This window comes from Micrococcus sp. 093350064-1, from assembly GCF_053627955.1.
The window spans coordinates 234,220-256,112 of record NZ_JBSEYU010000003.1; the positions used below are offsets into that span (position 1 = coordinate 234,220).

At 74.5% G+C, this 21,893-nt stretch carries 17 protein-coding genes; 6 read left to right on the forward strand and 11 right to left on the reverse strand.

The window, feature by feature from the left end:
* Window positions 1-5 precede the first annotated feature (5 nt).
* Together ruvC and ACUW6W_RS04950 are read right to left on the reverse strand one after the other, a co-directional pair.
* The gene (ruvC, locus tag ACUW6W_RS04945) at window positions 6-641 is read right to left on the reverse strand and encodes a crossover junction endodeoxyribonuclease RuvC (protein ID WP_036317938.1); all 636 of its coding nucleotides are present in this window, start codon (window positions 639-641) and stop codon (window positions 6-8) included.
* Window positions 642-688: 47 nt separating this feature from the next.
* Window positions 689-1,450 carry a YebC/PmpR family DNA-binding transcriptional regulator gene (locus ACUW6W_RS04950; RefSeq protein WP_049147641.1) on the reverse strand — a complete coding sequence of 254 codons (762 nt, stop codon included), beginning with the start codon at window positions 1,448-1,450 and terminating at the stop codon, window positions 689-691.
* Between the two features lie 99 nt (window positions 1,451-1,549).
* Here ACUW6W_RS04950 and ACUW6W_RS04955 point away from each other — a divergent pair, with 99 nt between their 5' ends.
* A complete protein-coding gene (locus ACUW6W_RS04955; RefSeq protein ID WP_144862044.1) occupies window positions 1,550-3,643 on the forward strand; it encodes a M3 family metallopeptidase in 2,094 nt (697 codons plus the stop codon).
* Between the two features lie 6 nt (window positions 3,644-3,649).
* Here ACUW6W_RS04955 and ACUW6W_RS04960 read toward each other — a convergent pair whose 3' ends face one another.
* On the reverse strand, window positions 3,650-5,050 hold the full coding sequence (locus tag ACUW6W_RS04960) for an alpha/beta hydrolase family protein (protein WP_020627847.1): 1,401 nt from the start codon (window positions 5,048-5,050) through the stop codon (window positions 3,650-3,652).
* Window positions 5,051-5,137: 87 nt separating this feature from the next.
* Here ACUW6W_RS04960 and msrB point away from each other — a divergent pair, with 87 nt between their 5' ends.
* The 4 genes from msrB (at window position 5,138) to ACUW6W_RS04980 (ending at window position 9,913) form a co-directional block, all read left to right on the forward strand.
* On the forward strand, window positions 5,138-5,653 hold the full coding sequence (gene msrB, locus ACUW6W_RS04965; protein WP_020627848.1) for a peptide-methionine (R)-S-oxide reductase MsrB: 516 nt from the start codon (window positions 5,138-5,140) through the stop codon (window positions 5,651-5,653).
* A 75-nt stretch (window positions 5,654-5,728) separates the two neighbouring features.
* Window positions 5,729-6,343, forward strand: a complete 615-nt coding sequence (locus ACUW6W_RS04970; protein ID WP_020627849.1) for a DUF3000 domain-containing protein — start codon at window positions 5,729-5,731, stop codon at window positions 6,341-6,343.
* 71 nt (window positions 6,344-6,414) lie between these two features.
* Complete coding sequence (locus tag ACUW6W_RS04975) at window positions 6,415-7,665, forward strand: ribonuclease D (protein ID WP_020627850.1); 1,251 nt, start codon at window positions 6,415-6,417, stop codon at window positions 7,663-7,665.
* A gap of 76 nt (window positions 7,666-7,741) precedes the next feature.
* A complete protein-coding gene (locus ACUW6W_RS04980; RefSeq protein WP_454179889.1) occupies window positions 7,742-9,913 on the forward strand; it encodes a 3-hydroxyacyl-CoA dehydrogenase NAD-binding domain-containing protein in 2,172 nt (723 codons plus the stop codon).
* Window positions 9,914-9,954: 41 nt separating this feature from the next.
* On the opposite strand, the gene ACUW6W_RS04985 is transcribed toward ACUW6W_RS04980, so the two are convergent.
* Window positions 9,955-10,611, reverse strand: coding sequence for a hypothetical protein (locus ACUW6W_RS04985; protein ID WP_036382836.1), 657 nt, complete (start codon window positions 10,609-10,611; stop codon window positions 9,955-9,957).
* 94 nt (window positions 10,612-10,705) lie between these two features.
* Between ACUW6W_RS04985 and ACUW6W_RS04990 the strand changes: the two genes are divergently transcribed.
* A complete protein-coding gene (locus ACUW6W_RS04990) occupies window positions 10,706-11,218 on the forward strand; it encodes a Rieske (2Fe-2S) protein (protein ID WP_020627853.1) in 513 nt (170 codons plus the stop codon).
* Window positions 11,219-11,225: 7 nt separating this feature from the next.
* Here ACUW6W_RS04990 and ACUW6W_RS04995 read toward each other — a convergent pair whose 3' ends face one another.
* The 7 genes from ACUW6W_RS04995 to ACUW6W_RS05025 form a co-directional block, all read right to left on the reverse strand.
* Complete coding sequence (locus ACUW6W_RS04995; RefSeq protein WP_020627854.1) at window positions 11,226-11,555, reverse strand: PLD nuclease N-terminal domain-containing protein; 330 nt, start codon at window positions 11,553-11,555, stop codon at window positions 11,226-11,228.
* Window positions 11,555-12,529 (reverse strand): aldo/keto reductase, encoded by a 975-nt coding sequence (locus ACUW6W_RS05000; protein WP_036317666.1) that lies wholly within the window; start codon window positions 12,527-12,529, stop codon window positions 11,555-11,557. Before ACUW6W_RS05000 ends, ACUW6W_RS04995 begins: the two co-directional genes overlap by 1 nt.
* A 3-nt stretch (window positions 12,530-12,532) precedes the next feature.
* Window positions 12,533-13,051 carry a hypothetical protein gene (locus ACUW6W_RS05005; protein ID WP_095694651.1) on the reverse strand — a complete coding sequence of 173 codons (519 nt, stop codon included), beginning with the start codon at window positions 13,049-13,051 and terminating at the stop codon, window positions 12,533-12,535.
* Window positions 13,048-15,063, reverse strand: a complete 2,016-nt coding sequence (dxs, locus tag ACUW6W_RS05010) for a 1-deoxy-D-xylulose-5-phosphate synthase (RefSeq protein ID WP_145950611.1) — start codon at window positions 15,061-15,063, stop codon at window positions 13,048-13,050. Before dxs ends, ACUW6W_RS05005 begins: the two co-directional genes overlap by 4 nt.
* A gap of 153 nt (window positions 15,064-15,216) precedes the next feature.
* Complete coding sequence (acnA, locus tag ACUW6W_RS05015; RefSeq protein ID WP_145950612.1) at window positions 15,217-18,036, reverse strand: aconitate hydratase AcnA; 2,820 nt, start codon at window positions 18,034-18,036, stop codon at window positions 15,217-15,219.
* 201 nt (window positions 18,037-18,237) lie between these two features.
* On the reverse strand, window positions 18,238-19,710 hold the full coding sequence (locus ACUW6W_RS05020; RefSeq protein ID WP_095694654.1) for a class I SAM-dependent RNA methyltransferase: 1,473 nt from the start codon (window positions 19,708-19,710) through the stop codon (window positions 18,238-18,240).
* Window positions 19,711-19,869: 159 nt separating this feature from the next.
* Window positions 19,870-21,822, reverse strand: coding sequence for an APC family permease (locus ACUW6W_RS05025; RefSeq protein ID WP_145950613.1), 1,953 nt, complete (start codon window positions 21,820-21,822; stop codon window positions 19,870-19,872).
* Window positions 21,823-21,893: the final 71 nt, after the last annotated feature.

Below are 21,893 nucleotides of genomic sequence, written 5' to 3' on the forward strand. Positions count from 1 at the left end.
GCGGCCTACCGGCGACGCCCGCCGCCCGCCGAGCGCTCGGCGTCGAGCCAGGCCCGCTGCGCGGCGGTGAGCTGGCCCCGCGGGCGGGCGCGCGCGGGCGCCTTGGCGGCGAACTGCGAGCGCCCCGCCCGGGAGGCGAGGTCTGCGGTGTCGAGGCCGGTCTGGCCGGCGGCCGCGCCGAGGGCGGTGCCGCGCCAGCCGTGGGCGATGGCCAAGGCGAGGGCGTCGGCCGCGTCGGCCGGGCGCGGCGGGGCGTCGAGGCGGAGGATCCGGGTGACCATCGTGGTGACCTGCTCCTTGCCCGCATCGCCGTGTCCGGTGACGGCGGCCTTGACCTCGGAGGGGGTGTGCAGGCCCACGGGGACGCCGGCGCGCGCGGCCGCGGCGATCGCCACGCCCGCGGCCTGGGCCGTGCCCAGCACGGTCGGCGTGTTCGTGTTCGCGAACATGCGCTCGACGGCGGCGCGATCGGGCCGGTGCGCGGCGAGGACCGCGGAGACGGCCTCGTCGATGCGCAGGAGGCGCTGGTCCAGGGGGGCGGTGGGCGGGGTGCCCGTGACCTCGACGTGGACGAGCGCGGCCCGCCGTCGCGCGTCCACGTCCACCACGGCGATCCCGCAGCGGGTGAGCCCCGGGTCCACCCCGAGGATCCGGACGACGTCGGCGGGCCGGCGCGCGCTCAGCGCGATCAGTCCTCGTCGAGCTCGGCGAGGACCTCGGGGGCGATGTCCACGTTCGAGAAGACGTTCTGGACGTCGTCGAGGTCCTCGAGCGCATCGGCCAGCTTGAGGAAGGTGCGGGCGCCCGACGCGTCCAGGTCCACCTTCATGGTGGGGACGAACTCGAGCTCGTCGGACTCGTACTCCACGCCCGCCTCGTCGAGGGCCTTGGCCACGGACTGCAGGTCGGAGGGGTCCGAGAGGATCTCGAAGGAGTCGCCGGAGACGACGACCTCCTCGGCGTCCGCGCCGCCCTCGAGCACGGCCTCGAGCAGGCCGTCCTCGGTGTTGCCCTCGGTGGGCAGGCGCACGAGGCCCTTGCGCTCGAAGAGGAAGGAGACGGAGCCGGAGTCCGCCATGGTGCCGCCGTTGCGGGTGACGGCCGCGCGCACGTCCGCGGCGGCGCGGTTCTTGTTGTCGGTCAGGCACTCGACCAGCAGCGCCGAGCCCTGGGGGCCGCGGACCTCGTACATGATCTCGGCGTAGTCGATGACCTCGCCGGTCAGGCCGGCGCCGCGCTTGACGGCGCGGTCGATGTTGTCGTTGGGCACCGAGGCCTTCTTGGCCTTGGACACGGCCAGGTCGAGGGCGGGGTTGCCGGCGACGTCGGGGCCGCCGGCACGTGCCGCGACCTCGATGTTCTTGATGTACTTCGCGAACGCCTTGGCGCGCCGCGCGTCGATGACGGCCTTCTTGTGCTTGGTGGTCGCCCACTTGGAATGTCCTGCCATCACGCCTCCTCAGGTCTGGATCTCGTCTGCTGGCTCGACCGCCCAGTCTAGCGACGCCCGGTGGGGTGGCGCGGATCACGGCTGACTACACTCGCGCCCATGACCCACACCTCCGCGCCCTCCGTCCTGCCCGCCGACCACCCGCTGGCGACCCCCTCCGACCTGCCCTACGGGCTGCCCGACTTCTCCGCCGTCTCCGACGCGCAGCTGGCCGAGGCCGTGTGCGCGGGGATGGCGGCCCAGCGCGCCGAGGTCGACCAGATCCTCGGGGCGGCCACGGCGCCGACCTTCGAGAACACCGTCCGTGCGCTCGAGCTGTCCGGCCAGCTGCTGCGCCGCTCCGCCGCGATGTTCTTCACGCTCGTCGGCTCGGACGGCACGGATGCGCGGCAGGCCCTGGCCGAGGAGCTCTCCCCCGAGCTCGCGGCCCACGAGGACGCGATCCTGCTGGACCCGCGGCTGGCGGCGCGCGTCGCTTCGATCGACGACGGCGGCCTCACGGGCGAGGACGCCCGCCTGCTGGAGACGCTGCGCCTGCGCCTCTCCCTGGCGGGGGCGGACCTGGACGAGGCCGCGCGCGAGGAGCTGCGCGGGATCAACACGGAGCTGGCGTCCCTCTCGGCCGCCTACACGCGCCGCCTCGTCGCGGACACCGCCGCCCGCGCCGTGCTCGTCACGGACCGCGAGCGCCTGGCCGGTCTGAGCGAGGACGACCTGGCCGCGGCGGCGGGGGCGGCCGCCGAGGCGGGGCACGGGGACGGGGACGCGGCGGCGGGCCCGTGGCTGCTGACGCTGTCCCTGTTCACGTCGCAGCCGTGGCTGGCGTCCCTGCAGGACGAGGGGATGCGGCGCGAGGTGTTCGAGGCGTCGACGGGCCGGGGCGGGTCCGGGGAGCACGAGACGCTGACGACGGCGATGGCGATGGTGCGGCTGCGGCTGCGCAAGGCGCGGCTGCTGGGGGCGCAGAGCTGGGCCGAGCAGGCGCTGAAGGACCGGGCGGCGCCGTCGACGGCGGCCGTGGAGGAGCTGCTGGCCGCGATGGCGCCGCGGGCGATGGCCAACGCGCGGGCGGACGCGGCGACGGCGGCGGCGCACGCGGGCCGGACGGACGCCGAGGTGGCCCCATGGGACTGGCCGGCGCTGTCCGCGGCGTACGCGCGGGAGGAGTTCGCGGTGGACGCGGACGCCCTGCGCCCGTACTTCGAGCTGGACCGGGTGCTGACCGAGGGCGTGTTCGCGGCGGCGACGGCGCTGTACGGGCTCACGTTCGCCGAGCGCCCGGAGCTGGCGCGGCACCTGTACCGCCCCGGGATCCGGGTGTTCGAGGTGACGGGTGAGGACGGTGCCGGGGTGGGTCTGTTCGTCGCGGACCTGTTCGCGCGGCCGACCAAGTCGGGCGGTGCCTGGATGCACACGGTGCGGGACATGGCGGACGCCCTGGGCGAGCGCCCGGTGGTGTTCACCACGATGAATGTGCCGGCCCCGGCGGCGGGGCGTCCGGCCCTGCTGACGCTGGATGAGGCCACGACGCTGTTCCACGAGTTCGGCCACGCCCTGCACGGGCTGCTGGCCCGGGGCGAGTACGCCTCGCTCACCGGGACGAACGTGCCGCGCGACGTCGTCGAGTTCCCGTCGCAGGTCAACGAGGTGTGGCTGCGCGAGCCGTCCCTGCTGGCCGCGTACGCGCGGCACGTGGAGTCGGGCGAGCCGCTGCCGGCGGGGACGCTGGAGCGGCTCGAGGCGGCGGACCTGTGGGGCGAGGGGCACCGCACGGTCGAGTATTTGGGCGCGGCGCTCGTGGACTGGGCCTGGCACTCGCTGACGGAGGAGACGGTGGACGCCGCCACGGCCGACCCGGCCGCGTTCGAGCGCCGGGTGCTGACCGAGGCGGGCATCGACCCGGACCTGGTGCCTCCGCGCTACGGCACCGGCTACTTCAAGCACATCTTCGGCGGCGGCTACGCGGCCGGGTACTACTCCTACGTGTGGGCCGAGGTGCTGGACGCGGACGCCGTGGAGTGGTTCCGCGAGCACGGCGGGATGACGCGGGAGAACGGCCGCCGGTTCGCGGACGAGCTGCTCTCGCGGGGCGATACGCGTGACCTGCTGGAGTCCTACCGCGCGTTCCGTGGCCGGGACGCCGAGCTCGAGCCGCTGCTGCGCCGTCGGGGGCTGGCGGACGCCGCGGCCTGAGCGCGGTCAGCGCCCCCGGCCGCCGGGGCGGGGGGCGCTGAGCACGGCGCGCAGCCAGCCGCGCACGGTGGTGTCCCACTTGCGCGGGTCCACGTTCTGCTCGCGGGTGTGGCGGGCCTGGTGGAAGCGGACGAACCGCACGAGGTCCGGGTTGCGCTCGGCCAGGTCCTGCGAGGGGCCGACGGGCACGTACTCGTCGTCCTCGGAGTGCAGGATCAGCGTGGGCACACGCACGTGGTCGGCGCGGGTCACCCAGTCCAGGGCCTTGAGGTCCACGGGGGCGGCCAGGCCCGTGATGAACCGGCCGGCCCGGTTGGCCAGCAGCCACTGGCCGAGCAGGCCCACGGCTTCGGGGATCCGGTTGAGCCGGGCCTGGTGGCGCAGCACGTCCACCCAGTCGATGACGGGGCCCGTCAGGACCACGCCGCGCACGTGCGGGGCCAGCGGGGAGCGGTCCACGGTCTGCAGCACCACGGCCCCGCCCATGGACCAGCCGAAGAGGACGACGTCCCGGGCGCCGTGGTCGAGGGCGTAGCGGATGGCCGCCTCGACGTCCTCCCATTCGGTGGTGCCGAGCCCGTAGCGGGCGTCGGCGGCGTCCGGGGCGTCGCCGTCGTTGCGGTAGGAGATCAGCAGCGACGTCATGCCCAGGCGGCGGGCGGTCGGCACGGCGCGGATGCCCTCGTTGCGGCGCGCGCCGCGGCCGTGGACCATCACCGCCCACAGCCCCTCCGCGGGACGGGGTTCGCCGTCCTCGCTGGGGTCCGGCTCGATGCGCCATGCGCGGGCGTGGCCGCCGGGCACCGGCACCTGCACGTCCTCGGCGTCGAGCCCGGCGTCGGCGGGGGTCGGGTAGACGAAGCCGGTGAACCGGCCCCGGGTCGCCGTCGTCAGATCGCCGGAGAAGACCTCCTCGACCGCGCGCTGCACCGTGCCGTCCCGGGGGTCGAAGGAGGTGATCTCCCCGATGCGGGCGCATCCGGCGCCGTCGTCGAACGTGAGGGAGTACTGGCCGGGCACGGTGGTGTACTCGTCGGCCTGCAGGATCACGTCCTGCCCGGCGGGCGTGTCGACGACGGCGAGGATCGGCGTGGACTCGGCGTGGCGGCGCACGGGGGTCACCACGGTGCGGGCGAACACGCCTGCGAGCGCCGAGCTCGCCCCGGCCAGCACGAAGGCGGAGGCCGCGGCGACGCTGAGCACGGGCGGGGCCCAGCGGGCCACCGGGGAGGCCACGGCCACGCCGCCGCGCACCGATCCGGTGACTCCGCGGCGGACCAGGCGGCCCGCTCGGCGGACGCGGGAGTCGCGACCCCCGGCCCGCCGGGCTGCCACGGTGACGGCGGCGGCCAGGGCGGGCGGCAGGTCGGCGGGGTGGGGACGGGGACGGCGGGGTCGTGCGGCCATGCGCGCCATTGTCCTCCACGGGCGGGCGCGCCCGCCAATGCGACGCCGGTCGGGAACACGACGGCGCTCCGGACCGTTGCACCGGGCATGACCGAGACTCCCCACACCCCCCATGACGGCCCCACCCCCGACCCCGCGCGGGACGTCCCCGCTCCCGAGCAGACCCTGGCCGCCCCGGGCGGCGCCCGCCTGACGGACGAGGAGTGGGCCCGACGGCTCACGCCCGAGGAGTTCCAGGTGCTGCGCCGGGCCGGCACGGAACGGCCCTTCACGGGCGAGTACTGGGACTCGCACGTGAAGGGCGTGTACGCGTGCCGGGCGTGCGGATCCGAGCTGTTCCGCTCGGACGAGAAGTTCGACGCGCACTGCGGCTGGCCCTCGTTCTTCGCACCGCTCGCGGAGGACCGGGTGGAGTACCTGAAGGACACCACCCTGGGCATGGAGCGGATCGAGGTGCGGTGCGCGGCGTGCGGCTCCCACATGGGTCACGTCTTCGCGGGCGAGGGCTATGACACCCCCACGGACCTGCGCTACTGCATCAACTCGATCTCGCTGCGCCTGGCCCCCGCCGACGACGCGGCGGCCCCGGACGGGGCGCGCTGATCCGGTGCGGGAGCGCCGTGGCGTCCACGGCGCGCCCCCGCGGCCCGCTGGGCCCCGCAGCCTAGGCTGACGGGCATGAGCGTGATCGGGCCCCGTCGCCTCTCCGCCGCCCCCGGGGCGGTCGAGGCGCCCGTGCCGCCGGGGGTGTTCCGGCGTGCCCTGGCGGACCTGCGCGATGCGCGGCCACGGACCGAGGTGCGGCTGCGGGAGATCCCGGCACCCGAGGGGCAGGCGCCCTTCGCCGTCGCCCTCGCCGCCGACGTGTGCGACGGGCCGGGCGCGACCGGCGGCGTGCTGGCCACGGGGCGGTTCGTCCTCCTGCACGACCCGGCCCCGGACGCCCGGTGGCCGGGAGGCTTCCGGGCGGTGACATGGATCCGTGCGAGCCTGGAACCGGACGTCGCACTGGACCAGCTGGCCGGCGCCGTCGCGTGGACGTGGCTCGTGGAGGCGCTCGAGCGCCGCCACGCCGAGCACTCCCACGCCGGCGGCACCGCGACGCGCAGCATCGCGGAGGGCTTCGGGACGCTCAGTGCGGCCCCGGACACCACCGACATCGAGCTGCGCGCCTCGTGGACCCCGGCCCCGCGGGACCTCGGCTCGCATCTCGAGGCGTGGTCGGACATGATCTGCGCGTTCGCCGGTCTGCCGCCCGAGCACGCCGCGGACGTCCACACGGCCGGCCCCTGACCGCGCGCCCGCGCCTCCGACACACCGGGCCCCGGCCCGTCCCCGCCCCGACCTCCCCGAACAGGAGCAGCATGACCGACGCCCCCGAGACGGCCGCCCCGGACGCGCCCCCGCGGCTGATCGCCACACCGGCCGGTGGAGTCCCCCGGCTCACCGACACCCGCGCGGGCCTGGAGGCCTGCGCCGCGGCGCTCGCCGCGGGGACCGGGCCCGTCGCCGTCGACGCGGAGCGCGCCTCCGGGATCCGGTATGGCCAGCGGGCCATGCTCGTCCAGCTCAAGCGCGAGGGCGCCGGCATCTGGCTCGTCGATCCCGAAGCCCTCGACGGGCTGGCCCCGCTGCAGGAGGCCCTCGCGGGCGTCGAGTGGATCCTGCACGCGGCCAGCCAGGACCTGCCCTGCCTGGCCGAGCAGGGGCTGCGCCCCGATCGGCTGTTCGACACCGAGCTCGCGGCCCGGGTGTCCGGCCTGCCGCGCGTCGGCCTGGCCGCGGTCCTGGAGGAGCTGCTGGGGGTCACCCTCGCCAAGGAGCATTCGGCCGCCGACTGGTCGGTGCGTCCGCTGCCCGAGGCGATGCTCACCTACGCGGCGCTCGACGTCGAGCTGCTCGTCCCGCTGCGCGAGGCCCTGATCGCGCGCCTCGAGGCCGACGGCAAGCTCGCGTGGGCCGAGCAGGAGTTCGAGCACGTGCGCACGGCCCCGCCGCCCACGCCGAAGAAGGACCCCTGGCGCGGCACCTCGGGCTCCCAGACGCTGCGCCGCCCCGTGCAGCGCGCGGTCCTCAAGCGCCTGTGGGAGGCCCGCGAGGACCTCGCCCGCCACCGCGACGTCGCCCCCGGCCGGCTCATCCCGGACCGGTCGATCGTCGCCGCCGCGGCCGCCCAGCCGCGCACCGTCCCCGCCCTGCGCCAGACCTCCGGCTTCCACGGCCGCGCCGCGAGCCGCGAGGCCCCGCGCTGGATCGCCGCGATCCGGGCCGGCGTCGAGGACGCCGAGCGGGGCGACGCCCCCGCGGCGCAGATCCGCACCGGGGACGGCCCGCCCCCACCCCGGGCCTGGAAGGACCGGGACCCGGTGGCGGACCGCCGCCTGCGCACGGCCAAGGCCCGCGTCGCCCGACGGGCCGAGCAGCTGGGGATGCCCACCGAGAACCTCCTCACCCCGGACACCCTTCGGCGGATCTGCTGGACCCCGCCCGCCCCGATCACCCCCGAGACCGTCGACGCGTTCCTGACGGAGCGGGGCGCGCGCCCGTGGCAGGTGGAGAACGTCGGCGCGATCGTCACGGTCGCGCTCCTCGACCCCGATCCCGCCGGCGCCTGAGCCCCCGACGCGGCCGGCCGGATCGGTCCGTCGCGTCGCGTCGACGCGGAGGCTACTCGCCGGTAGTGTGACCCGCATGACATCCGTTTCTCTTGCTTCCTTCGACCACCTGCCCGCCCTGGCCCCGGATGAGGTCGTCACCACCGTCACCGTGACCGACCACGCCCTGCCCGAGGGTGCGGGCACGCTCGCGCTGCTCACGCTGGACAACGGGCAGGGACCCCGCCGGCCCGCGACCCTGGGCCCGGCCACGCTCCTCGGCCTCGGCCGGGTGCTCGACGAGCAGGCCGCCCGGGCCGCCGCGGGCGAGATCCAGGCCCTGGCCGTGACCGGTGTGGAGGGGACCTTCGCGGCCGGGGCGGACCTGTCCCTGATCGCGGGCCTCACCGACGACGTCGGCCGCGACCTGGCCCTGCTCGGCCACGCCGTCTACGACCGGCTCGCGGCCCTCGAGATCCCCACGGTCGCGCTCGTGAACGGCCTCGCCCTCGGCGGCGGCCTCGAGCTGGCCCTGGCCGCCGGACACCGCGTGGTGGCCGCCGATGCGAAGGGCTTCGGCCTGCCCGAGGTCCGGCTCGGCCTGATCCCCGGCTGGTCCGGCGTGTGGCGCGTGCCCCATCTGATCGGCCCGGAGGCCGCCGTCGACGTCGTGCTGAAGAACCCCCTCGACGACAACCGCATGCTCGACGCCCGCGCGGCGCACGGGCTCGGCCTGATGGACCGGATCGTGGAGGGGGACCTCCTCGACGCGGGCCTCGAGCTCGCCGCCGCCCTGGTCGCCGGGGACGAGTCCGTGGCGGCCGAACTGGCCGCCCACCGCGACCGCGACGTGTCCGACGCCGCCTGGGACCGCGCCCTGGCGGCGCTGGAGCGGCTGCAGGCCGCTCGCCCCGGACGCCACCTGCCGGCGCGCCGTCACCTGGAGGACCTGTTCACCGGCGCCCGCACGCGCACCCGCGCCGAGTCCGCCCAGGCCGAGGCGGACGCCCTCGGGACGCTGCTGCACTCCCCCGAGTTCCGGCGCACCGTGTACGCGTTCCTCGGCCTCGTCCAGGGCCGCGCCAAGCGCCCCGCCGGCGACCCGGGCCGCGAGCTCGCCCGCGAGGTCCGCAAGGTCGGCATCGTCGGTGCGGGCCTGATGGCCGGCCAGCTCGCCCTCGTCTTCGCCCGGCACCTGCGGGTGCCCGTCGTGATGACGGACATCGACGCCGAGCGTGTCGAGCGCGGCCTGGCGGGCGTGCGCGCGCAGGTCGAGAAGATGGTCTCCCGTGGACGGCTCTCCGCCGAGGACGGCGAGGCCCTGGCCGGGTTGATCACCGCGGACACGGACAAGGCGGTGTACGCGGACGCCGACATCGTCATCGAGGCCGTCTTCGAGGAGCTCGAGGTCAAGCGCACCGTCTTCCGCGAGCTCGAGGGCATCGTGCGTGAGGACGCCATCCTGATGACCAACACCTCGAGCCTGTCCGTGGCCGCCATGGCCGAGGTCCTCGAGCATCCCGAGCGCCTCGTGGGCTTCCACTTCTTCAACCCGGTGGCGGTCATGCCGCTCGTGGAGATCGTGCGGACCGAGGCGACGACGGACGAGGTCGTGGCCACCGCGTTCGAACTGACCCGCCGGCTCCGCAAGACCGGCGTGCTCGTCCACGACGCCACCGCGTTCGTGGTCAACCGCGTCCTGCTGCGCATGATGGGCGAGGTGCAGAACTCCTTCGACGAGGGCACCGACGCGCACGAGGCCGACCACGCGCTGGACCCGCTGGCCCTGCCGATGACGCCGTTCACCCTCCTGGCCATGGTCGGCATCCCCGTGGCCCAGCACGTGTCCGAGTCCCTCTCCGCGTCCTTCGGCGCGGAGCGCTTCCCGGTCTCGGCGAACCTGCAGCGCCTGATCGACGCCGGCAAGACCGCGATCTGGGCCAAGGACGTCCGCCCCGACCGGCGCGACGAGGAGGCCGCCGGCGCGACCGGCGAGCAGATCCCGGAGGCGACCGCGGCCCTGCTGGAGCAGGGCTCGACCCCGCAGACCTCCGAGGAGCTGCTGCGCCGGGTCGAGGACGCGCTGGCCGAGGAGATCGGCCTGCACCTGGACGAGCGCGTCGTCGCGGCCCCCGAGGACGTGGACCTGTGCATGATCCTCGGCGCCAACTGGCCCCTGCACCTGGGCGGCATCACGCCGTACCTGGACGACTGCGGGGCCGCCGAGCGGGTGAACGGGCGGCGCTTCCACCCGGCCGCGCAGGCCTGACCGGCCCCGGCCGGGCCGTCCGCGACGGCCCGGCCCACGGCTCAGGCGATCGGCAGCCCGGCGAACGTCACCACGTGCGCGTCGAGCCCGGCGGTCGCCGCGGCCTGGTCGGCCACGGGGGTCGAGGCGGTGCCCCCGCCCCAGTCGGAGGCGACCACGGCGCCCTCGCGCACGAGGTGCGCCCCCAGCTCCACGCCGTCCGCGACGACGGCCACCCGCACGTCCGACCCGCCCGCGTCCGCCGGGCGCAGCTCGGCGCGGGGCACGCGCAGCCCGCCCTGCAGGGGCGAGGCCTCCTCGAGCCGGTCCACGGCGAGCGGGCCCTCGGCGGCCACCCGCGCGAGGAGGAGGTACTCCGCGTACGAGGGCAGCACCGCGGCGTCGATGCCGGCCCGCTCACGGTCGATGCGCACCCGCTGGGCTCCGGCGGAGTCCTCGTGGGTCGTCCATGCCCAGCCGTCCCCGTCGGGCGTGAAGCCGACCTGCGTCTGGGCGAGGTAGCGCTCGGGCAGTCCACCGCGGGCGGCGCGCTGGGCGGGCGTGGGGGCGAAGCCCATGCGGGTGGTCAGCACGCCGTCCTCCAGCACCCGGTGCAGGAAGCCGACGTGCACGTCGTCGAGGGTCACGGCCTCCCACCGCTCGAAGGGAGTGAGGTCGAAACGGGCGGCGCCGGTGGGGCGCGGGGCGGGGTGGGTCACGGCGGTGCTCCTGGGGCTCGGGGGTCCGTCCCCCCGATCCTCGCACCCGTCGGGCCCGGTCGCATCCGCCCTCGCCACGGGCGATAATGGGTCGATGACCACGCAGGACTCCCCCCTCACCCCGAACTCCTCCCGGTCCGGCTGCTGCGACGACCACGCCCGCCCGGACACCTCCCGCCGCACCGTCCTGGGCCGCGGCGCCGCCGTCGCCGCCGCGGGTGCCGGCACACTCGCGCTGGCCGGCTGCACGGACCGGCTGCGTGAGAAGGACACCGCGCAGGACCACTACACCGGCTCCGACGCCGTCGACGCGCTGCCCGCCGCCGAGCTGCCCGTGGGCGCCTCCCGGGAGGTGCAGGTGCAGGGTCGGACGCTGATGATGCATCGCGTGGACGAGACCACGGTGACCGCCTTCACCAACGTGTGCACGCATCAGGGCTGCCTGCTCCAGGTCGTGGACCGGCAGGAGGGCCCGGCCTACGCCTGCCCCTGCCACGGCTCGCACTTCGACGTCACCTCGGGGAAGCCGTTCGGCGGCCCGGCCCGCAAGGCCCTCATGGACTACGACGCGGCCGTCGTCGACGACCGCATCGTCGTCAAGCTCTGAGCCCGGCTCATTCCTCCGGCGCGCCGTAGCGCCGGCGCGGGGGCACCACGACGGCGGAGCGGTCGTTGGGGTCCCACGCCGGCTGCTCGCGCCGCCGCGCCGGGTAGTAGCGGTGCCGCCACCAGAACCAGATGAGCGCCCCCAGCACCGGCAGCAGCAGCATGAGGCCGACCCACGGCAGGCGCGCCCGGGCGTCCAGGGGGCTGCGGCCCAGCGAGACGAAGCCGGCCACCCACAGCGCACCGGCCACGACGGACACGGTCCAGCCCAGGGCGGCCTCCCCCGGCGTCGGCACGAGCGGGGTCGCGGCGGCCGCGCCGGTCAGCGCGCCGGCCATCAGAAGAGCGCGACCTTCTCCGGGCCCGGGAACAGGGCGTCCAGCTCGGCCAGGTCCTCCGCGGTGGCGAGCCAGTCGGCCGCCGCCGCGTTCTCCACGACCTGCGCGGCACGGGTGGCGCCGGCGATCACGGAGGACACCGGCCCCTGCGCCGCCAGCCACCCGATCGCGGCCTGGACCTCGGTGATCCCCCGCTCCCGGGCGAACCGGCCGAACGCGGCCAGCTGCTCCAGGTCGGCGTCGGCCACCATGTGCTGGCGCACGTGGGACAGGCGCGAGCCCTCGGGGGCGTCGCCCTGCGAGTACTTGCCCGTGAGCAGCCCGTTGGCCAGCGGGAAGTACGGCAGGACGCCGAGCCCGAACTCGGCCGCCGCCGGGACCACCTCGAGCTCGGCCCGGCGGTCCAGCAGGTTGTAGTGGTTCTGCGCGGACACGAAGCGCTCCACGCCCAGCTCGCGGGCCACGTACTCGGCCTGGGCGATCTGCCACCCGGCCCGGTTCGAGTGGCCCACGTAGCGGACCTTGCCGGCGCGCACGAGGTCGTCGAGCGCGCGGAGGGTCTCCTCGATGGGCGTGGCCGGGTCCGGGGTGTGGAACTGGTAGAGGTCGATCCAGTCGGTGCCGAGGCGGCGCAGGGAGTCCTCGACGGCGCGCACGATGTACCGGCGGGAGCCCCGCGCGCCGCCGTCGTCGCCGGCGACACCGCCCATGTCCATGCCGAACTTGGTGCCGATCACCACCTCGTCGCGGCGGGCGCCCAGGGCGCGGCCGAGCCGCTCCTCGGACAGGCCGGGCTCGGCGCCGTAGACGTCGGCGACGTCGAAGAAGGTGATGCCGGCGTCGAGCGCGGCGTGGACGACGGCGTCGGTGCCGGCCTGCTCCAGCGTGGCGGTGCCGGGGCGGCCGAGGTTGTTGCAGCCCAGGCCGACGACGGAGACGGTCAGCCCGGAGCGGCCGAGACGGGTGTGGCGCACGGGTCAGCCCTCCTGCTCTGCGGTGCGGACGTCCACCTTGTTCGGCTGCACGCCGTCGGCGCGCTTGGCGGCCGCCGGGATCTCGGCGGCGGCCTTGCGGGCGTGGGGGGTCCGGACGCGCAGCACGAGGGCACCGGCCTCCTCGACGACGTCCTCGACCTCGCCAAGACCGCGCCAGGCCAGCTGGTGGGTCACCTCGACGCGCAGCCGTTCCACGGTGCGCCGCTCGATCACCGTGGCCTCCCGGCCGCGGAGCCGGTAGGCCACCGGCAGCACGGCGAAGGTCGCGGGGTCCGCCTCGGCGAAGCCCTCCTCCGCGCCCTGCGCCACGAACGCGGCCAGCAGCTGATCACCCTCGGCCTGGTCGGCCAGGGGCTGCTCCCCGACGGTGCCGGGCTGGCCGACCCGGCCGTGGTGGACCACGAACTCCCCGGCCTCCGCGTCGGCCCATGCCTCGCGGTACTCGAAGAGCCGGGTGCCGTCGTCGCCGACGGTCTCACGGTACAGCCGGACGATGCTCATGCCTGCTCCTGGTGGTGGGGGGCGGCCGCGTCCTCGGGGACGGGCCGGGCGTACGGGACCTTGGCGCCGAGGACCTGGGCGACGGTGTCCTGGGTGATGCGCTGCGCGGTGAGGCCCACGCGGGCCAGCACCTGCTCGCGGCTGCCGTGGGCGAGGAACTCGACCGGCAGGCCAACCTCGTTCAGGGCCGTGTCCACGCCGGCCGCACGCATCTCCTGGCGGATCCGCGAGCCGACGCCGCCGGCCCGCACCCCGTCCTCGAGGCACACGACGATCCGGTGGCGGGCGGCCGTGTCGATCACGGATCGGGCCACGGGCAGGACCCACCGCGGGTCGATCACCGTGGCGCTGATGCCGTGCCGCTCGAGCCGTTCGGCGACGTCGAGGCCGAGCTCGGCCATCGCACCCACCGCCACGATCAGCACGTCCCGCTCGGCGCCGTCGCGTCCGCCGGCCTCGCCGCGCCGGGCGAGCACGTCCGTGCCGTCCGACAGCCGCTCCAGGGCACGCACCGACTCGCCGACCGAGCCCTTCGCGAACCGCACCACGGTGGGCGCGTCCTCGACGGCGACGGCCTCGCGCAGCTCCTCCCGGAGCGTGTCCGCGTCACGGGGCGCGGAGATCCGCAGCCCCGGGACCGACTGCAGCAGGGCCAGGTCCCACATGCCGTGGTGGCTGGGGCCGTCCGGCCCGGTGACGCCCGCGCGGTCCAGCACGAACGTCACGCCCGCACGGTGCAGGCCCACGTCCATGAGCACCTGGTCGTACGCGCGGTTGAGAAAGGTCGCGTAGACGGCCACCACGGGGTGCAGGCCGCCGAAGGCCATGCCGGCGGCCGACGTGACCGCGTGCTGCTCGGCGATGCCGACGTCGAACACCCGGTCCGGGTGGGCCAGCGCCATCGGGGCCAGGCCCACGGGGTTCTGCATGGCGGCGGTGATGGCCACGACGTCCGGCCGCTCGTCCGCGATCGCGACCATCTCTTCGCCGAACACGGAGGTCCAGGACTGGGCCGTCGACGAGGTGATGGGCTCGCCCGTGGAGGGGTCGATCACGCCGATCGCGTGGAACTGGTCCGCCTCGTGCGCGACCGCCGGCGCGTAGCCGTGCCCCTTCTCGGTCATCGCGTGGACGATCACGGGCCCGCCGTACGCCCGCGCGTCCTCGAGGGCCTCCTCCATGGCGATGAGGTCGTGACCGTCCACCGGGCCGATGTACTTCATGCCCAGGTCCTCGAACAAGCCCTGCGGCGCCCAGAGGTCCTTGAGGCCCTTCTTCGCCGCGTGCAGTGGCCGGTACACCAGCTCACCCGCGAGGCCAGCCTCCTGGAGGCGGCGCTTGAGGTAGTCGAGGGTCTGCTCGTAGCGGTGGTGGGTGCGCACCTTGTCCAGCACCCCGCGGCGCAGTCCACCCAGGTGCTCGGCGACGCCGCCCACCGTGGGCGCGTACGAGCGGCCGTTGTCGTTGACCACGATCACCACGCGCCGATCCCGGCCGGCGGCGATGTTGTTGACCGCCTCCCAGGCCATGCCCCCCGTGAGCGCGCCGTCGCCGATCACGGCCACCACGGTGCGGTCCCCCTGCCCGGTCTGCGCCCAGGCCCGCGCGATGCCGTCCGCCCAGGAGAGCGAGCTGGAGGCGTGCGAGGACTCCACCACGTCGTGCTCGGACTCGGTGCGGTCGCCGTAGCCGGACAGGCCCCCCTCCTGGCGGAGCGTCGTGAAGTCCTGGCGTCCGGTGAGCAGCTTGTGCACGTACGACTGGTGGCCCGTGTCGAAGATGACCGCGTCCTTCGGCGACTCGAACACGCGGTGCACGGCCAGCGTCAGCTCGACGACGCCCAGGTTCGGTCCGAGGTGGCCGCCCGTCTTGGAGACGTGGGCGATCAGGTAGGCGCGGATCTCCGCCGCCAGCGCGGTCAACTGGTCCTCCGTGAGGGCCGACAGGTCCGCCGGGCGGGCGATCTGCGGCAGCAGCGGGGCGCCGGGGCTCGTGAGGGGCAGATGTTCCATGGTCCGACCAGCCTACTCCGCGGGTCCGCACCCGGGCGGGACGCAGGCGGCGGCGTCGGCCCCGGCGCCCACGACGACGGTGGCCCGCCGCCCTCCGTGCGGAGGGCGGCGGGCCGCCGTCGTGGTGCCCGCGCGCGGGCGGTGTCCCGTGGATCAGTCCTTCGAGGCGATCTGACGGAGCACGTACTGCAGGATGCCGCCGTTGCGGTAGTACTCGGCCTCACCGGGGGTGTCGATGCGGACGACCGCGTCGAACTCGGTGGCCTTGCCGTCCTCGCCGGTGGCCGTGACCTTCACGGTCTTCGGCGTGGTGCCCTCGTTGAGGGCGGTGATGCCGGAGATGTCGAAGGTCTCGGTACCGGTCAGGCCCAGCGAATCGGCGTTCTCACCCTCGGGGAACTCCAGCGGCAGCACACCCATGCCGATGAGGTTCGAGCGGTGGATGCGCTCGAAGGACTCGGTGATCACGGCCTTGACGCCCAGGAGCGCGGTGCCCTTGGCCGCCCAGTCACGGGACGAGCCGGAGCCGTACTCCTTGCCGCCCAGGACCACCAGCGGGGTGCCCTGCTCGGCGTAGTTCTGGGCCGCGTCGTACACGTAGGCCTGCGGGGCGCCCTCCTGGGTGAAGTCGCGGGTGAAGCCGCCCTCCACGCCGTCGAGCAGCTGGTTCTTGATGCGGATGTTCGCGAACGTGCCGCGGATCATCACCTCGTGGTTGCCACGACGGGAGCCGTAGGAGTTGAAGTCCTTGCGCTGCACGCCGTTCTCCAGCAGGTAGCGGCCCGCCGGGGTGTCCGACTTGAAGGAGCCGGCCGGGGAGATGTGGTCCGTGGTCACGGAGTCGCCCAGCTTGAGCAGGACGCGGGCGCCGGAGATGTCCGACACGGGGTCCGGCTGCATGGTCATGCCCTCGAAGTACGGGGGCTTGCGCACGTAGGTGGACTTCTCGTCCCACTCGAAGGTGGAGCCCGAGGGGGTCTCCAGGGACTGCCAACGCTCGTCGCCGTCGAAGATCGTGGCGTACTGCGAGGTGAACATCTCCGTGTCGATCGACGCGTCGATGATCTTCTGGACCTCGGTCGGGTCCGGCCAGATGTCCTTGAGGAAGACGTCGTTGCCCTCGGTGTCCTGGCCCAGGGCCTCGTTCTCGAAGTCGAAGTCCATGGTCCCGGCCAGGGCGTAGGCGACCACCAGCGGCGGGGAGGCCAGGTAGTTCATCTTCACGTCCGGGTTGATGCGGCCCTCGAAGTTGCGGTTGCCGGAGAGCACCGCGGTCACGGACAGGTCGTTCTCCTGGATGGCCTCGGAGATCTCGGACTCCAGCGGGCCGGAGTTGCCGATGCAGGTGGTGCAGCCGTAGCCGACCACGTTGAAGCCGAGGTCGTTGAGGGACTCGCGCAGTCCGGACTTCTCGTAGTAGTCGGTCACCACACGGGAGCCCGGGGCCACGGAGGTCTTCACCCACGGCTTGGACTTCAGGCCCTTGGCGACCGCGTTGCGGGCCAGCACGCCGGCGGCCATCATCACGGACGGGTTGGACGTGTTGGTGCACGAGGTGATCGAGGCGATCGACACGGCGCCGTGGTCCAGCTGGAACTGACGGCCGTCCTCCATGGCCACGTCCACCAGCTTGGACGGGCGGCCCTTGACGGCCACGGCGGCGGTCTCACGGGGGGCGTCCGCGGCGGCGTCGGCGTCGTTCGGGCTGAGGTTCGGGGCGTCGGAGGCCGGGAAGCTCTCCTTGGATGCCTCGTCCACCGTGCCCAGCAGCTCCCCGCCCTGTGCGTAGTCGTGCAGGTCCTTGCGGAACTGGGCCTTGGAGTCGGTCAGCTCGATGCGGTCCTGGGGACGCTTCGGACCGGAGATGGAGGGCACCACGGTGGACAGGTCCAGCTCGAGGTACTCGGAGTAGGCGACCTCGGCGGAGGGGTCGTGCCACATCCCCTGCTCCTTGGTGTAGGCCTCCACGAGGGCGACCTGCTCCTCGGAGCGGCCGGTCAGACGCAGGTAGTCGAGCGTGACCTCGTCGATCGGGAACATGGCGGCGGTCGAGCCGAACTCGGGCGACATGTTGCCGATGGTGGCGCGGTTGGCCAGCGGCACGGAGCCGACGCCCTCGCCGTAGAACTCGACGAACTTGCCGACCACGCCGTGCTGACGGAGCATCTCGGTGATGGTCAGCACGACGTCGGTCGCGGTCGCGCCGGAGGGGATGCTGCCGGTCAGCTTGAAGCCCACGACGCGCGGGATCAGCATGGACACGGGCTGGCCGAGCATCGCGGCCTCGGCCTCGATGCCGCCGACGCCCCAGCCGAGCACGCCCAGGCCGTTGACCATGGTGGTGTGCGAGTCGGTGCCGACGCAGGAGTCCGGGTAGGCGCGCAGCACGCCGTCGACCTCGCGGGTCATCACGGTGCGGGCCAGGTTCTCGATGTTGACCTGGTGGACGATGCCCATGCCCGGGGGGACGACCTTGAAGTCGTCGAAGGCGGTCTGGCCCCAGCGCAGGAACTTGTAGCGCTCGCCGTTGCGCTCGTACTCGATCTCCATGTTCCGCTCGATGGCGGCGTCGTTGCCGAAGGAGTCGATCTGCACGGAGTGGTCGATCACGAGCTCGGCCGGGGAGAGCGGGTTCACGCGCTCCGGGTCGCCGCCCAGGTCCTGGATGGCCTCACGCATGGTGGCCAGGTCCACGACGCAGGGCACGCCGGTGAAGTCCTGCATGATCACGCGCGCCGGCGTGAACTGGATCTCGGTGTCCGGCTGGGCGTTCGGGTCCCAGGCGGCCAGGGCCTTGATCTGGTCGGCGGTCACGTTGGCGCCGTCCTCGGTGCGCAGCAGGTTCTCCAGCAGCACCTTCAGGGAGTAGGGCAGCTTCTGCGCCCCCTCGACCTTGTTCAGACGGAAAATTTCATACTCGGCGCCCTTGACGTCCAGGACGCCCTTGGAGCCGAAGCTGTCGACGGTGGTCACGAGAGGACTCCTCTTCCCGCCCGGTTTCCTCCGGGCGCTCGTCCAGTGGGGGGTGGTCACCCGCGGCCGCGGACCGCGCGCCGTCCGGGACGGGCGTCGTCTGCGTCACAGGTGCCGCACTGTGTCCCAGGGTACCGCGCCGGTCGCGTGTGACGCGGGCATGGCGCGCGGCGGCCCGCAGGCCGCGGCGCGGGCGCCGGATCAGATCTCGACGACGGCCGGGGCCGGTGCGCTCTGGGCGGCCGGCACCAGCACGGTGACCGACTCGAGGTGGTGGGTGTCCGGGTAGAGGTCGAACACGCGGGCGCGCTCCACCTCGTAGCCGCCGTCGCGCAGCCACGCCAGGTCGCGGGCGAACGAGGCGGGGTCGCACGAGACGTACACGATGCGGCCCGGCTCGAGCGCGAGGATGCGCTCGATCGCCCGCCGCCCCGCGCCGGCCCGCGGCGGGTCCAGGACGACGGTGTCCAGCGCGACACCGCCGAGGCCGCCGTCGGCCACGGGGCGCTCGGGGTACTTCAGCCAGCTGCCGAGCACCTTGTCCGTGGGGCCGTTGAGCACCGAGGCCTGCGGCTGCTCGTGCAGGTTGCGGCGGGCGTCCTTCGAGGCCTGACGGGAGGCCTCCACCGAGTACACGCGGCCCTCGGGTCCCACGGCGTCCGCCAGGTACGCGCTGAACAGGCCGGCGCCGCCGTAGAGGTCGGCCACGACCTGGCCCGGCTCGACTCGGGCGTCCTCGAGCACCGCGTCCACGAGGGTGGCCGGGGCGTGCTGGTGGACCTGCCAGAAGCCGTCACCCGTGACGCGGAAGCGCTTGGTGCCGCCGCGCTCGGACTCCACGGTCTCCTCGACCCAGGTCTTGCCGGTGATGCGCTCGACCTTGACCGGCTGGAACTGCTTCGGGCCGGGCAGGGCCAGGCCGGTGGAGACGTCCACGCCGCACGCGTTGGCGGCCTGGCGGATCCGGGTGCGCAGCCGGCCGAGCTTGACCTCGTCCGCCCGCGTCTGCGGGGTGGGCGTCACCAGCACGAGGGGGCGGGAGCCGGAGGCCGGCGTCGCGACGTCCACGCGGGCGGCTCCGGTGAAGTCCCAGTCCCACAGGGCGAGCGCGTCGAGGGCCGGCACGCCGAGCGGCATGTTGCGCACGGGCAGGAGGGTCGCCGAACGGTAGGCGTGCATCGCGATGTGCCCCTGGGGGGTCACCGCGAACGCGTTCCGGGTCCGCCAGCGCTGGCCGGTGGGCTCGTCCTCGGAGCCGGCGAAGCACACCTCCGGCTCCACCGCGAGGTCGGCGATGCGGTGCACCGTGTCCCGGAAGACCTGGGCCTTGAGCCGACGCTGGTGCGGGACCACGATGTGGCCGAACTCGGCGCCGCCCACGGGCGGGCGACCCGAGGCGTGGGCGCGCAGCATGTCCGCGAGCTTCCACTGGTGGATGCGGCGGAACTCGGAGGGCCGCAGCACCTCCACGACGTCGCCGCGCCAGAAGCGGGCCCCGTCCTCGGCCTCGGTCAGGGCCACCCGGACCTTCTCGCCGGGCACGGCGTGGCGCACGAAGACGACCCGCCCCTCGTGCCGGGCCACGCAGTGGCCGCCGTGGGCCATGGCCCCGACCTCCACCTCGATGGTCCTCCCGATCCCGGTGACGTCTGTGGACGTGTCGACGACTGCCATGTCTGGCTCCTCTCGCATCGCAGCGCGCTTCAGGTCTTGCCTTGAGCATCGACTGGTCAGATCGTCACCATCCTTGCAGACCGATGCGGCTGTGTCGCCTCGATCGTGGGCGCGCCGTCGGACGGCGTCATCCGCCGTTCGCCGGGGGCGCCGGGGCGGTCAAGCGCCTTGGCCCTCGTGGACCTGCCACGGCACCGAGCCCACCATCACGCCCGGCTCCCGCTGCAGCCGCCGCGTCTGACGGGTGGCGGTCCGGTTGTGCAGGAGCGTGCGCCAGCCCGGCCGGACCACGTACTCCGGGATGAACACCATGGTCAGGTCCCGCGGGGAACGGCGTCGGTGCTCGCGCACATGCCGCACCAGGGGGGCCACCGTGTCGCGGTAGGGCGAGGCGATCACGGTGAGCGACATCGGCAGGCAGGCACGCTCCCAGGCGTCGATCACCTCCAGGGTGGCGGCGCGCTCGGCGTCCACGACGACGGCCTCGAGGGAGGACGGCCGCGACGCGCGGGCGTAGGCCAGCGCACGCAGCGCCGGCCGGTCCAGCGTGGTCACGACGACCACCACGTGGACCCGCGAGGGCAGGGCCCGCGCGTCGTCCTGGGGGTCCGGTGCGAGCTCGCGGTCCACGTCCGCGTAGTGGCGGCGGATCCGCCCCATCACCAGCGAGCCGAGCACGATCGCCAGCAGCGCCACCCACGCGCCCTGCGTGAAGCGGGTGACCAGGACGACGACCCCCGCCAGCGCCGTGACCACCCAGGCCACCGCCGTGATGATCAGGCGCAGCCGGACGGCCGCGCGGGCCCGGGAGCCCGGTGTGTGCACGAGCCGGCGGCGCCACAGCCGCAGCATGCCGGCCTGCGCGAGCGTGAAGGCCAGCAGCACGCCGATGACGTAGAGCTGCACGAGCAGGGCGGTCCGGGCCTCGAAGAGCACCACGAGCGAGAGGGCCACGGCCCCCATCCCGAGGACGCTCCACGTGTGCACCAGCCGGTCGCTGCGGACCCTCAGCTGCCGGGGCAGGTAGCCGTCCTCGGCCACGCGCGCGGCCAGGGCGGGGAACGAGCGGAACGCCGACTTGGCCGCGAACAGCAGGAGCAGGGCGGTGGCCGCGATGGTGGCGATGGACAGGATGCTGCCCGGGCCGTACACGGTGTCCGCGAGCTGGGCGAGCACGGGGGCGGGGGCGCGGTCGGGCGTGACCTCGGCACCCGCGGCGTCCCGGAGGTTCTCCAGCTCCAGCCCGACGACGACGCCGGTGCGCTGGGCCAGGTGCATGACGCCCACGGTCAGCGCGCCGAGGGTGAGGGCCATCACGGTGAGCACCCACCGCACCGTGGGCACGGCCGGCCGGGCCATCAGGCGGGTGCTCGAGACCGGCACCTCGACGCCGGTGAGCAGCACCGATCCCGCGCTGAACGCTCGCAGGGCGAGCAGCGCCGTCGCCACGGTGCCGACGGTCCCGCCGACCCCGACGCCCTCCTGCGTCCACCCGGCCGTCGGCGCCGCGCCGAGCAGCCCACGGCCCTCCTGCCACAGGCCCGCCAGGACGAGCAGCGCGGTCAGGGCGATGAACACGCTCACGAGCACGGGCAGCACCCACCGGGACAGCCGCACCCCGCGGAGCGCGGCCAGCAGCACGCCCACGAGCGCGGCCGAGGCCACCAGCACGCGGCTGCCGACGGTGAGTCCGGGGGCCAGCGCCGCCACGAAGTGGGCGAAGGCGGCCACGGAGACCGCGGCGGTGAACACGAAGTCCAGCAGGAGCGCGGCCGAGGCGACGACGCCGGCCCTCGGGCCCAGCTTCGTGCCGGCCATGTGATAGATGCCGCCGTGCGGAACGGCGGCGACCGCGGCGCGGAAGGACACGACGATGAGCAGCATCACCGCGACGACGGCCCAGCCGACGGCGGGTCCGAGCGCGAGCGCGGACGTGCCGGCCGCGACCAGGGTGAGGATGACCTCGTCCGGGGCGTAGGCGAGGGAGGACAGGGCGTTCGACGACGTCACGGGCAGCGCCCGCCACCGGTTCATGCGGGGCTCGTCGGCGGCGTGCGACGTCACGGGGCGACCGAGGAGGCCGCGGCGCAGGAGGGAGGACAGCGTGGCCACCGCACCACGGTACCCCCGCCGGGCCCGGGCGCCGCGGCGACGCGGATGCTCCCGGACGTGCCCGCCGGATG

Excerpts from the sequence above, each read along its gene's own strand:
- ACUW6W_RS04960 (WP_020627847.1), bottom strand. The coding sequence starts at position 5,050 with ATGGCCGCACGACCCCGCCGTCCCCGTCCCCACCCCGCCGACCTGCCG.
- ACUW6W_RS04990 (WP_020627853.1), top strand. The coding sequence starts at position 10,706 with ATGACCACGCAGGACTCCCCCCTCACCCCGAACTCCTCCCGGTCCGGC.
- ACUW6W_RS04980 (WP_454179889.1), top strand. The coding sequence starts at position 7,742 with ATGACATCCGTTTCTCTTGCTTCCTTCGACCACCTGCCCGCCCTGGCC.
- ACUW6W_RS05005 (WP_095694651.1), bottom strand. The coding sequence starts at position 13,051 with ATGAGCATCGTCCGGCTGTACCGTGAGACCGTCGGCGACGACGGCACC.
- ACUW6W_RS04975 (WP_020627850.1), top strand. The coding sequence starts at position 6,415 with ATGACCGACGCCCCCGAGACGGCCGCCCCGGACGCGCCCCCGCGGCTG.
- dxs (WP_145950611.1), bottom strand. The coding sequence starts at position 15,063 with ATGGAACATCTGCCCCTCACGAGCCCCGGCGCCCCGCTGCTGCCGCAG.
- ACUW6W_RS05020 (WP_095694654.1), bottom strand. The coding sequence starts at position 19,710 with ATGGCAGTCGTCGACACGTCCACAGACGTCACCGGGATCGGGAGGACC.
- ACUW6W_RS04995 (WP_020627854.1), bottom strand. The coding sequence starts at position 11,555 with ATGGCCGGCGCGCTGACCGGCGCGGCCGCCGCGACCCCGCTCGTGCCG.
- ACUW6W_RS04950 (WP_049147641.1), bottom strand. The coding sequence starts at position 1,450 with ATGGCAGGACATTCCAAGTGGGCGACCACCAAGCACAAGAAGGCCGTC.
- ACUW6W_RS04970 (WP_020627849.1), top strand. The coding sequence starts at position 5,729 with ATGAGCGTGATCGGGCCCCGTCGCCTCTCCGCCGCCCCCGGGGCGGTC.
- ACUW6W_RS04955 (WP_144862044.1), top strand. The coding sequence starts at position 1,550 with ATGACCCACACCTCCGCGCCCTCCGTCCTGCCCGCCGACCACCCGCTG.
- msrB (WP_020627848.1), top strand. The coding sequence starts at position 5,138 with ATGACCGAGACTCCCCACACCCCCCATGACGGCCCCACCCCCGACCCC.